This window comes from uncultured Metabacillus sp., from assembly GCF_947503125.1.
Lineage (GTDB): Bacteria > Bacillota > Bacilli > Bacillales > Bacillaceae > Metabacillus.
The window spans coordinates 1-12209 of record NZ_CANNCR010000015.1 but is presented as its reverse complement, the minus strand read 5'-3'; the positions used below and the strand labels follow the sequence as shown (position 1 = coordinate 12209).

Below are 12209 nucleotides of genomic sequence, written 5' to 3'. Positions count from 1 at the left end.
TATGACTATTCTTTATAAGGATATGACACATGAATACTGTCTACCGTACCTGGTTCATCCTGAATATTACAAAGCGAATCGAGAAAATGTTTAAACTCACGCTTTAACTCCTCAGGAGCACCTGGTTTTAAATGCCAATTTCCTGGTTCATCAACAAAATATACACTCTTTACGAATTCAGGCAGTTTTTCTGGCATCTACTCTCCTCCTATCCTATTTCTTGCTATTTTAGTTTTTACCTAAAAGTCGTTGTAAAAACATGTTTGCTTTATTATAAGGATGTTTTTACGACGAATAATAGAATGCCTGCAGCGGAAAGAGCGATATGTTTAACTCCCAACAGTAAAATAAAAGAGCTGATCTAATAAAGGCAATAGATTGCCGATTAGGTCAGCTTTATGAAGGAAGACTCAATTTATTTTTGTTAATTCTTTTTCCTTCTTTTCCTTATTAACCGTTATTCGATGAAAAATTCCATATTTGCTTAATAATTGTGTGACAAATCCTGTAATTTGCTGATAATTTTCTTCAATCTTTTCAACTACATAGTTAATCCTTTCAAACAGAGTTGCTTTTAGGCTATCTAAGTCTCTTGACACCTTCTGATTTATGGCTTCTTGATGATCTAATCGTTCTAAAATCGTTAAATGAAAAGATTCTTGTAGTTCAAGTGTTTTTAAGATATCTTCGTTTATGATTTTTTGTTCTGTTAGCTGATCACTGAAATGATCGTGAAGTCCGCCAAAAAGTTCAATCTTTTTCGCCAACTGCTTAATGGCAGTATCCTGTATGGTAAGCTGATCAACGATTGCTTGGTTGACGACCCCTTCATTATCTTGTCTTTTCATAAGTTCTTGATTAAATTCGTCAATGGCTTCAAATCGTTTAATCAATGCTTTATATGCTTCATCCTGTTTCAGGATATTTTCAACTAATGGTGCTGTATGTTGTTCCTGATGTTCGAGTTTTGTCAAGACATGATGAAATTGCTGCTGCTGCTCATTCTTTGCTTCATTTACTAAGCAATTAATGTTATCTGAGGTTTGTTTTAATGAAGAATTGATTTGATTCTGCTGGATGATAAATTCCTGCAAATAATTTTTACGAAACGTAGCTTGGTTTGATGAAATATTGATTTTCGCAGGGTTTTTATAAATAAAAGGTTCTGCTTCCTTTTTTATATAAACCACATTTTCTCCTCCTCTCTTGACTGTCGGAAGTGATGTTAATATCATATGTGCTTACCAAAAGAATTGATAACCGTTTTTCTTAGTCAAAAATTTTGCACGTTTTCTTAATGGCTAGGACATACTAGAGAGGATGAAAAAGGAAAGGTGGATGAAGGATGAGTATAGAATGGTTTGACCGTGTATGTGGTGAATTGCAGGATCAGCTTGAATCGATTTGTGAAAAATATGATCAAATTGGTCATATGTCAATTGACCGTGGTGCAAAGCATCCGAGAATTGAATTTTATGTAGAAACAGAAGATGATGAACGCGATTATTTTTGTACATTGTTTTTCGATCCTCATAATGAAGATTTCTATATTGAAACGTTTGATTTTGAATACGAGCAAACCACTAGAACGATTCTTTCCGATATTGAAGACATTGTTGATGCTATACATGATAGCTTTCATTATTATCTTAATGATGACATTGAGGATGATGTCGAAAATGATTATGAGTATGTAGAGGAAGAAAATACTGAGTTTCTTGAAGAAATTGATGTCGAATGGGAGACTCCAGAAGTAACAGCGTTTATTTATAAAGATGAAGTTGAAGTTACTTATCAGTTTGGTGTAGTACAGGAGACAGGAGATGGCGTACTTCGTCGAATAAACCGGATTCGAACTAATGAAGATGACATAATTAAAGATGAGACAAATTTCATTTTTAGTAAAGAAGAGGCTAGTACTATTATTGCTATGATTGCAAGTCATATGGATTCTTTATCTGAATTTGATTTACAATAGATCGTATAATGTTTTTCAAATAAAAATTGAAAATGCAAAGGGTCTGACCACAGCGACAAGGGTCTGACCCTATTTTTATTCCTTTCAAACGATGGAAAACTAAAAAATATTATTGGCATTAATTTGTTTTTTTATATAGTTAATGTTGAATGTAGGAAAATTCGTTTATGATCGCGAAGATAAAAGAATGAAAAGTTTTATCAGACTTTTATGATAGAGAAACAAAAAAGGCTGGATTAATGAACACTTTGAGAAGGAACGAAATGCTGAACAACAAGAATAAATTGGGTTGTAAGGAAAATAAAAGTGGATGATATTGATAAAATGACAACATTTACTAACAAGTAATCTTTAAAATGAAGAAACGCAACTTGCATGAGGAGGAACAAAGTGCCAATATTAGCAAATCTGCCATACAGCAAAGTAACGAGATGGATTGAAGAAAATCGTCGATTTCATAAGGAATTAGAGTATGAAATAGTCCTTACAACTGAAAGATTATGCACATCCTTTGATACATTTTTATTAAAGGAAGTATTAGGCATTTCATACCGATTTTTTTCAGAGAATACTGGCTTTCTTTACTTGCATACAACAAAAGGAATGTACTCTTATACTGTGAAAACCAATCCGGAACATTTTATTAACCAATTTAAACAGATTAAACATTCCCAGAAACAAACGAAATAAAAAGGGGCTTAAATGTCATTGGTTTTATCATAAAGAAGTAAAACAAGTAGGGCGGGAGAGGAAAATAATGAACTCCTTTTTAAAAAAAATATTGCAAATAAATCAATATAGTAAAAATCACAAGATACAAATTATTGCCCATCGAGGGGCAGCTGGTTATGCACCTGAGAATACGATGATTTCGTTTAGAAAAGCGCTCGATTTAAAAGCTGATTATATTGAATTAGATATCCAAATGACAAAAGACGGTGAGATTGTCGTTATTCATGATGCAACTGTTGACAGAACTACTAATGGTACGGGTAATGTAAGAGATTTTACATATGAAGAGATAAGAAAGCTGGATGCAGGGCAATGGTTTCATAAAAAATTTTCAGGTCAGCAGATTCCTACTTTTCAAGAGGTAATAACTGAATTTCATGGAAAAGTTGGGTTTTTAATTGAAATTAAAAACGCTAATTTATATCCTTCCATTGCAGTAAGGCTTGCAGCTGAACTAAAAAAGAATTCTCTTGATCACCCTAATCATAACGAAATTATCGTACAGTCGTTCGATTTTGAGTTTTTAGAGGAATTTAATAAATTAGCACCAACTATTCCATTAGGACTACTGGTGAAATATCGTGTCCAAGGTATATCAAATGTACAATTAAAAGAATGGTCAAAACTTGTTCAATACATTAATCCGAATAAAGCGCTTGTCACAAGGAGACTTGTTAAAAAAATCCATGACTATCATATGCAGGTTATGCCATATACAGCTAGAGACATGAAGGCAGTAAAAGCCTTAAAGCATGCAAAGGTAGATGGGATTATTACAGATTTTCCGGATTATATATAGGTAAAAAACAATTTATTAATAAGGGTGTCCCTTCTTGGCAAATACCAAAGTAGGATCACCCTTCATTTGTGCTCCTTAATTGTTTTCCTGCTGCTGACCGAATTCTTTTTCAGCTATTAAAGAATTGGCTACTTCTTGATGTTTATGTTCGTTTACAGAATCTCCATCAATATTTTTTAAATTTGGATAGCTTCCGTCTGTTTGTAATGTTATTTGTTCTTTTTTAGGAGCGTTTGTAAGATAGTTTTCTTTTTTCACAGGTTTCAAGCCTCCAAGAAAATAATCAGTGATAAACCACTTTTTCAGAAAACTTAATGGACAGATATTCTCCCTTGATGGAATTCCTATTATCCATTAGTAAGAAAACGACCATAGAAGGATGTCTCACTCAATTGTAGTTTGAGCAAATGTAAGGATTTTCATTCCCATTTTTGTTAATAATAAAAATGTATATATAATAGTAGAAACTAGGCTTGCTTTACCATTTATTACTTACATAAGGAATTAAAAAAATTTGTTATGATGGTAACACGGGCGGGCAAAATGAAAATGCCGCCCCTATTGAGGCAGCCCGTAGTTGATATTATTGATATTGCTCTAGCATTGAAAAGAACTCTTTAACGAATTTAAAAAAGACTTTTTCAGAAGGGGCGAGGTCTCTTTTTTTAGAAATAATGATTCCGACTGTTCTTCTGACAATAGGAAGCTCAATTGGGATTTTTACCGTGAATCTTGGGATTGTTTCATAAAAGGTGCTATCGGGTAATAAAGTAACACCCATCCCTGCAGACACTAGCCCTTTGATCGCATCTAAATCTTCACCTTCTGAAGAGATGCTTGGAACAAAACCAGCCTGTTTGCATGCTTCAATAACAATTTCCTGAAGAATATAGCCTCTAGGAAATAAGACAAATTGGTCATTCCTAAGTTCATTTAGGAGAATGCTTTTTTTAGACGCCAGTGGGTGTGTAGATGGCAGCAGAGCAGAAATATTTTCAGAAAATAAAATGGTGCCTTCGATTTCTGGAATGTTTTGCGGAACAGGTCCTAAAAAAGCTAAGTCTATTTCGCGGTTGATGACGGAATCAATTAAAAACTTATAAGAGCCTTGTCTTAAATGGAAACCAACATTCGGGTATTTTTCTTTAAATGCTGAAATGACAGTTGGTAATAAATGACTTGCAAGGCTTGTAGGAAATCCGATCTTTATTGAACCTCTTTCAGGATCAAGATACTCATCGATTTGTTTTTTGGCATGATCGATCGCTTTGATTGCGGTTTTAGTATGTTCAAGAAATACCTTTCCAATTGGAGTTAGCTTTACATTTCGACCTTCTCTTTCAAACAAAGTCACACCTAACTCCGCTTCTAAATTAGCAATTTGTCTGCTGATAGCAGATTGGGCAACATGTAAATATTGTGCAGCTTCAGAAACATGTTCCCGTTCAGCAACTTCCATAAAATAGTGTAATTGGCGTAATTCCATCGCGGCCTCCTATCGATTTATATCAATATTAGATAGATCTTATCTAAATTATATATTGTTAATATCAATTTGCAAAGATATAATGTAATTATCTGAAAATTATCGGGTGTAAGATTATCTAACGGGGGGAGATATACATGACTTACAATCAAATTCCTAAAGCACAAGGTCTCTACCGTCCTGAGTTTGAACATGACGCATGCGGTATCGGTTTATACGCTCATATTAAAGGCCACGCTACACATGATATTGTAAAAAAAGGACTGAACATGCTTTGTCAATTAGACCACAGGGGTGGACAAGGCAGCGACCCGCTTACAGGTGATGGCGCTGGTTTAATGGTGCAAATCCCTGATGCATTCTTCAAAAAAACTTGTCAGGAAATGACTCTTCCTGAAAGTGGTCGTTACGGTGTTGGAATGATGTTCTTTTCAACAGACGACAATGAGAGAAAACAAATTGAGGAACAACTTAACAACTTTATTGAAGCAGAAGGTCAAATATTATTAGGCTGGAGAACTGTACCAGTAAACGTAGAAGCCATTGGACCTGTTGCTAAATTAAGCTGCCCTGTCGTTCGTCAAGTATTCATTGGTGCAAATGAAAACATTACTGATAATATTACGTTTGAACGTAAATTATATGTGATCCGTAAACAAGCAGAGAAATGGGCTGCAGAACGTGAATTGCGCTTTTATTTTACTAGTCTTTCAAGCAGCACCATTGTTTATAAAGGTCTTCTTACTCCAGAACAGGTGGATGCTTTTTATTTAGATTTACAAGATGAAGACTTTGTTTCTGCTTTTTCTTTAGTTCATTCACGCTTTAGTACAAATACTTTCCCTAGCTGGGAGAGAGCACATCCTAACCGCTATTTAATTCACAATGGTGAAATAAATACACTTCGTGGAAACATGAACTGGATGAAAGCGAGAGAACAGCAATTCGTATCTGAAGCATTTGGTGAAGATCTTGAAAAGGTTCTGCCAATATTAGATGCAGAAGGTAGTGACTCATCTATTTTAGATAATGCCTTTGAATTCTTTGTTTTAGCAGGTCGCAAGCCAGCACATGCAGCCATGATGATGATTCCGGAACCTTGGACAGAGAACCCTCATATGAGCCCTGAGAAAAGAGCTTTTTATGAATATCACAGCTGCTTAATGGAGCCTTGGGACGGACCGACTGCGATTTCCTTTACAAACGGTAAACAAATCGGAGCGATTTTAGATCGTAACGGCTTACGTCCAGCACGTTACTATGTAACCAAGGACGATTACATTATCTTCTCTTCTGAAGTAGGGGTTATCGAGGTTGAAGAGGAGAACGTTCTTTACAAGGATCGATTAAGTCCTGGGAAAATGCTTCTTATTGACTTAGAAGAAGGACGCATTATTTCGGACGAAGAAATTAAAGAAGAAATGTCGAAAGAAGAGCCATATCAAGAATGGTTAAATGAGCAGCTTATTAAGCTAAATGATACAGAAATGCTAGTAGAGGAAGTTGTAACAGATCTTTCTGACCGTCAACGTGCATTTGGTTACACGTATGAAGATATCAAAAAGTACTTGCTTCCTATTATTACAGAAGGTAAAGATCCTCTTGGATCAATGGGGAATGACACACCTTTAGCGGTTCTGTCAGATCGCCCGCAATCACTTTTCAATTACTTTAAACAACTTTTTGCGCAAGTTACAAATCCGCCAATTGATGCGATTAGAGAGCAAATTGTAACATCAACGATGACGTTGCTTGGGACTGAAGGAAACATTCTTCATCCAACTAAAGAAAATGCTCGCAGAATTCAGCTTGACACACCAGTGCTTTCTAATGATCAGTTATCACAATTACGCCTAAATCTATATGACGGATTTAAAAGCAAAACAATTGACACATTATTTACAGAAGATTTAGAAAATTCTTTACAAGAACTATTTACAAAAGCTGAAAAAGCTATTGCTGAAGATGTTAATATCATTATCTTATCTGATCGTGAAATGAATGCAGAAAAAGCAGCGATCCCTGTATTGTTAGCAGTTAGTGCATTGCACCAACACTTGGTTCGTCAAGGTACTCGTACAAAAGCAAGCATCATTGTTGAATCAGGAGAGGTAAGAGAAGTACACCATTTTGCAGCTTTAATTGGCTATGGTGCTGATGCGATTAATCCTTATCTAACTTATGCCACTTATAAGGAAGCAGTATTAGATGGAAGCTTGGCAGTTAGCTATGAAGAAGCTGTTGCGAAATACATTAAAGGCATTACAGAAGGTGTTGTAAAAGTAATGTCTAAAATGGGGATTTCCACTGTACAAAGTTATCGCGGCGCTCAAATTTTTGAAGCTGTCGGTATTGGTGCAGATGTTATTGACCGCTTCTTTACTGGAACTGCGTCACAACTTGGCGGAATCGGCTTAGACACCATTGCGAAGGAAGCTCTTTTACGCCATAAAGATGCATTTGCTGATAAAGTGGATAAAACATTGGATTCTGGCAGTGATTTTCAATGGAGAAAGAATGGAGAGCATCATGCTTTTAACCCGACAACCATCCACACATTACAATGGGCTTGTCGCAAAAATGATTATGAACTCTTCAAGAAATTTTCACATGCTGCAAATGAGGAAAGACTTGGCTTCTTACGTAATTTGTTTGCATTTAACAGCAACAGAACTGCGATTTCAATCGATGAGGTAGAATCGGTTGAATCGATTGTGAAACGATTTAAAACAGGTGCGATGTCTTTTGGGTCATTAAGTAAAGAAGCTCACGAAACATTGGCAATTGCGATGAACCGTTTAGGCGGTAAAAGCAATAGCGGTGAGGGTGGAGAAGATTCAAATCGTTATACACCTGATGAAAATGGTGACTTCCGCCGCAGTGCGATTAAACAAATTGCCTCAGGTCGTTTCGGTGTAAAAAGCCATTATTTAGTAAACGCGGATGAGCTGCAAATTAAAATGGCTCAAGGTGCTAAGCCTGGTGAAGGTGGTCAATTACCAGGAAATAAGGTATACCCATGGGTAGCAGATGTGCGTGGTTCAACACCAGGTGTTGGTTTAATTTCACCTCCACCACATCATGATATTTACTCAATTGAAGATTTAGCACAGCTGATTCATGATTTGAAAAATTCAAATCGCGATGCGCGTATTAGTGTTAAATTAGTTGCTAAAGCTGGAGTTGGTACAATTGCTGCTGGTGTTGCTAAGGGAGCAGCAGATGTTATTGTTATCAGTGGTTATGATGGCGGTACTGGAGCATCTCCAAAAACAAGTATTAAGCATACTGGTCTTCCTTGGGAGCTTGGTTTAGCGGAAGCACATCAAACATTGATGCTTAATGGCCTGCGTGACCGTGTTGTACTAGAAACAGATGGTAAATTAATGACAGGTCGTGACGTTGTCATGGCAGCGATCTTAGGTGCAGAAGAATACGGATTTGCAACTGCTCCGCTTGTTGTTATGGGTTGTATCATGATGCGTGTATGTCATTTAGATACTTGTCCTGTCGGTGTTGCAACGCAAAATCCAGAACTTCGCGATAAATTTACTGGTGACCCAGATCACATTGTTAACTATATGCGTTTTGTTGCTCAAGAAGTTCGTGAAATCATGGCTGAGCTTGGCTTCAAGAACATGGACGAAATGATTGGTAGTACGGATGTATTGCAAGTAAGCGAGCGTGCAAAAGCACATTGGAAAGCAAAAGATTTAGATTTAACTACTCTTTTATTCCAACCTGAAGGAGCTCGTACTGCAAAGTTCAAGCAAAATCATAAAATTGATCAATCACTTGATATGGTAGAAATTTTACCTGCAGTTGCGAAGGCAATTGAAACAGGTACACCGATTGATGCCTCATTCTCGATAAAAAATATTAATCGTGTTGCTGGTACAATCGTTGGTAGTGAAATTTCTAAACGCTATGGCGAGGAAGGCCTGCCAGAAGATACAATTACACTGCGTTTCTCCGGTTCTGCAGGACAAAGCTTTGGTGCTTTTGTACCGCGTGGTGTAACGATGCACTTAACTGGTGATGCAAATGACTATTTAGGTAAGGGACTTTCAGGTGGAAAAATTATTGTTGCTCCACCAGCTGAATCAAGTATTGTTGCATCTGATAATGTCATTATTGGTAACGTACCATTCTATGGTGCGACAAGTGGTGAAGCCTATATTAATGGACGTGCGGGTGAGCGCTTTGGCGTACGAAACTCTGGTGTTAATGTAGTTGTAGAAGGTGTAGGAGATCATGGCTGTGAATATATGACTGGCGGCCGCGTTGTAATCCTAGGTGAAGTTGGTAAAAACTTTGGTGCAGGTATGTCAGGTGGTATTGCCTATGTACTTGCTGATAATAAAGAAGAATTTAAAAATCTTTGTAATACTGAGATGATTGAATTTGAAAGCTTAACTGACGATAAGGAAATCAGAGATCTTGAAGATATGATCCAAGCTCATTTCCGCTATACAAACAGTTCAAAGGCTGAGTTTGTATTGGAGCATTGGAATGAAGTTTTACCGAAGTTTGTTAAGGTTATTCCTAAAGATTACAAACGAATGATGGAAAAAATTGCAGAACAAATGCAAGCTGGTTTAACGAATGAAGAAGCGATCATGAGTGCGTTTGAAGCAAATGCAAAATCTGAAAAAAAGGGAACGGCAATTTCATCACGTTCCAAAGCAGTAGTACAGTAGAAAGGGGAGAGGAAGATGGGGAAAGCAACAGGATTTTTAGAATTTAAGCGTGAAGAGGCGGCAGAACGTGAGCCGCTTGCACGTTTAAATGACTGGAAAGAGTATTCAGCTCCTTTCTCTGAGGAAAAGTTAAGCAGACAAGGAGCGCGCTGTATGGATTGCGCTACTCCTTTCTGTCATATTGGTACTGAAATCAATGGTTTCACTTCAGGATGCCCAATTCATAACTTAATTCCTGAGTGGAATGACCTAGTTTATCGTGGAAGATGGAAGGAAGCATTAGACCGTTTAGTAAAAACAAATAATTTCCCTGAATTTACAGGAAGAGTTTGTCCTGCTCCTTGTGAGGGCTCATGTAATGTCGCGATTTCTGATCCGGCTGTTACAATTAAAAACATTGAAAAAGCAATCATTGATAAAGGCTTTGAAAATGGTTGGATTACACCTCGTATTCCTGAAAAGCGCACAGGCAAAAAGATTGCTATTGTGGGATCAGGTCCAGCTGGTTTAGCAAGTGCTGACCAATTAAACCAAGCGGGACACTATGTAACAGTTTACGAGCGTGCAGACCGTCCGGGCGGATTGTTAACATACGGGATTCCAAACATGAAGCTTGATAAAGGAATTGTTGAACGCCGTATCAATTTATTAAGCCAGGAAGGAATTACCTTTGTTACAAATACTGAGGTTGGTAAAGATATTACCGCTGAAGAACTTCGTGCGGAATATGATGCCGTAATCCTTTGTGTAGGTGCCCAAAAGCAGCGTGATTTAGTAATCGAAGGCCGTGAAGCAAACGGTGTTCACTTTGCAATGGATTATTTAACTACTTCAACAAAGAGCTATCTGGATTCAAACTTTGAAGACGGGCAGTTCATCAATGCAGAAGGTAAAGATGTAATTGTTATTGGCGGTGGAGATACAGGTGCTGACTGTGTCGCAACTGCTCTTCGTCAAAACTGTAAAAGTGTTGTTCAATTTGGTAAACACCCAAAATTACCAATGTCACGTACAAAAGAAAATATGTGGCCTGAAGCTCCGCATGTGTTTACGATGGAGTATGCTTATGAGGAAGCAGAAGCCAAATTCGGCAACGATCCTCGTGAATATTCTATCCAAACAAAGAAGCTTGTTGCTGATGAAAATGGGAACTTAAAAGAGCTTCATACTGTTCAAATGGAAAAGCTTAAAGATGAAAATGGTTTATACTACTTTAAGGAAATCCCTGGAACAGAAAAAGTATGGCCAGCTCAACTAGTATTCATTGCAATTGGTTTCGAGGGTGCGGAACAACCAGTATTAAAACAATTTAATGTAGAAACAACAGCTAGAAATGTTGTTGCTGCAAAATATGGCGATTTCAAAACAAACGTTGAAGGTGTGTTTGCAGCAGGTGATGCAAGACGCGGCCAAAGCTTAATCGTTTGGGCAATCAATGAAGGCCGTGAAGCAGCACGTGAAGTGGATCGTTATTTAATGGGCAGTACAGTTTTATCTTAATATAAGATTTTAATTGTTAAATGCACAAAGTGTTTTTTACTAAACACTTTGTGCATTTTTTATTTATCGCTTCATTGGCAACGAGCAATAAAATAGTAAACTCGCAAAAAAGTATAAATGAAGAAATCAGGCATGATCAAAATTGTACGATAGTCGTGCCAAGCTTTTTTTGCTTACTATATAAGAGAGTATAACAGTTTATCAAATGAAAGGAAGAAGGTTTATGCGTAAAAATAGAAGGAGAATTTTTCTTGCAGGAGATTCAACTGTCCAGGCTTATCAGAAAGACAGTAATCAAGGTGGATGGGGAGAATTTTTAACTCATTTTCTTCCAGAAGAAATTCAAGTGCTGAATCATGCGATAGGAGGAAGAAGCTCTAAAACCTTTGTAGAGGAAGGAAGGCTTCAAATGTTGCTTGAGGAAATGAATGAAAATGATTATTTATTAATCCAAATGGGCCACAATGATTCAACAAAATCCAAACCGGAGCGATACACTGAACCATATACAACATATAAGACATACTTAAGTAAGTATATCGAAGGTGCACAAGAGGTAAATGCCATACCAATTCTCATTACGCCTGTTGCAAGGCTTCATATAGAAAATGGGCAATTTTTAAATGACTTTCCCGATTATTGTCTGGCAATGAAACAACTCGCAGAGGAAAAAAAGGTAAAGTTAATCGATTTAATGGATAAAAGTTTGAGTTATTATCGATCAATAGGGTATGAACAATCCTTTCAACTATTTATGGCATCTATTAATGAGACTGATTATACTCATTTCACTAAAAAGGGTGCGAAAGAAATGGCTAAATTAGTAGCAGAAGCGTTAGAAGAGCTAGAATTAGAAGTTTTTGAAGTAATGAAGTAATAACTAAAAAAAGAAGATAGATACGTAAACAGTAAAAATAAAATCGCATTCAATGATAAAGGTAGTGTCAAAAGTTCTATGAAAAAACAACGTTTTAGTTTTAATTAACACCGAAGTGAACTTGTTGACCGCCGCAA

General features: G+C 36.8%; 10 protein-coding genes. 6 read left to right on the top strand and 4 right to left on the bottom strand.

Annotation, left to right across the window (positions count from 1 at the left end; all coding sequences use genetic code 11):
• Positions 1-5 precede the first annotated feature (5 nt).
• Both Q1B07_RS12165 and Q1B07_RS12160 read right to left on the bottom strand, forming a co-directional pair.
• A complete protein-coding gene (locus Q1B07_RS12165; protein WP_299088557.1) occupies positions 6-197 on the bottom strand; it encodes a hypothetical protein in 192 nt (63 codons plus the stop codon).
• A gap of 213 nt (positions 198-410) precedes the next feature.
• Positions 411-1190 (bottom strand): hypothetical protein, encoded by a 780-nt coding sequence (locus Q1B07_RS12160; protein ID WP_299088556.1) that lies wholly within the window; start codon positions 1188-1190, stop codon positions 411-413.
• 155 nt (positions 1191-1345) lie between these two features.
• Here Q1B07_RS12160 and Q1B07_RS12155 point away from each other — a divergent pair, with 155 nt between their 5' ends.
• From Q1B07_RS12155 to Q1B07_RS12145, 3 genes are all read left to right on the top strand, one after another.
• Positions 1346-1978, top strand: coding sequence for a hypothetical protein (locus tag Q1B07_RS12155; RefSeq protein WP_299088554.1), 633 nt, complete (start codon positions 1346-1348; stop codon positions 1976-1978).
• Between the two features lie 390 nt (positions 1979-2368).
• Complete coding sequence (locus Q1B07_RS12150; RefSeq protein WP_299088553.1) at positions 2369-2668, top strand: hypothetical protein; 300 nt, start codon at positions 2369-2371, stop codon at positions 2666-2668.
• 67 nt (positions 2669-2735) lie between these two features.
• Positions 2736-3509 (top strand): glycerophosphodiester phosphodiesterase family protein, encoded by a 774-nt coding sequence (locus Q1B07_RS12145; protein ID WP_299088552.1) that lies wholly within the window; start codon positions 2736-2738, stop codon positions 3507-3509.
• 75 nt (positions 3510-3584) lie between these two features.
• Here the strand turns inward: Q1B07_RS12145 and Q1B07_RS12140 are convergent, their stop codons facing one another.
• Together Q1B07_RS12140 and Q1B07_RS12135 are read right to left on the bottom strand one after the other, a co-directional pair.
• Positions 3585-3767 carry a hypothetical protein gene (locus tag Q1B07_RS12140; protein WP_299088551.1) on the bottom strand — a complete coding sequence of 61 codons (183 nt, stop codon included), beginning with the start codon at positions 3765-3767 and terminating at the stop codon, positions 3585-3587.
• 325 nt (positions 3768-4092) lie between these two features.
• Positions 4093-4995 carry a LysR family transcriptional regulator gene (locus Q1B07_RS12135; RefSeq protein WP_299088550.1) on the bottom strand — a complete coding sequence of 301 codons (903 nt, stop codon included), beginning with the start codon at positions 4993-4995 and terminating at the stop codon, positions 4093-4095.
• Between the two features lie 137 nt (positions 4996-5132).
• On the opposite strand from Q1B07_RS12135, the gene gltB reads away from it, so the two are divergent.
• The 3 genes from gltB to Q1B07_RS12120 all read left to right on the top strand — a co-directional run bounded on the left by gltB (position 5133) and on the right by Q1B07_RS12120 (position 12072).
• Complete coding sequence (gene gltB, locus Q1B07_RS12130) at positions 5133-9695, top strand: glutamate synthase large subunit (RefSeq protein ID WP_299088549.1); 4563 nt, start codon at positions 5133-5135, stop codon at positions 9693-9695.
• A 15-nt stretch (positions 9696-9710) separates the two neighbouring features.
• A complete protein-coding gene (gene gltD / locus Q1B07_RS12125; RefSeq protein WP_299088548.1) occupies positions 9711-11195 on the top strand; it encodes a glutamate synthase small subunit in 1485 nt (494 codons plus the stop codon).
• A gap of 223 nt (positions 11196-11418) precedes the next feature.
• Positions 11419-12072, top strand: coding sequence for a rhamnogalacturonan acetylesterase (locus Q1B07_RS12120; RefSeq protein WP_299088546.1), 654 nt, complete (start codon positions 11419-11421; stop codon positions 12070-12072).
• The last annotated feature ends 137 nt before the right edge of the window (positions 12073-12209 follow it).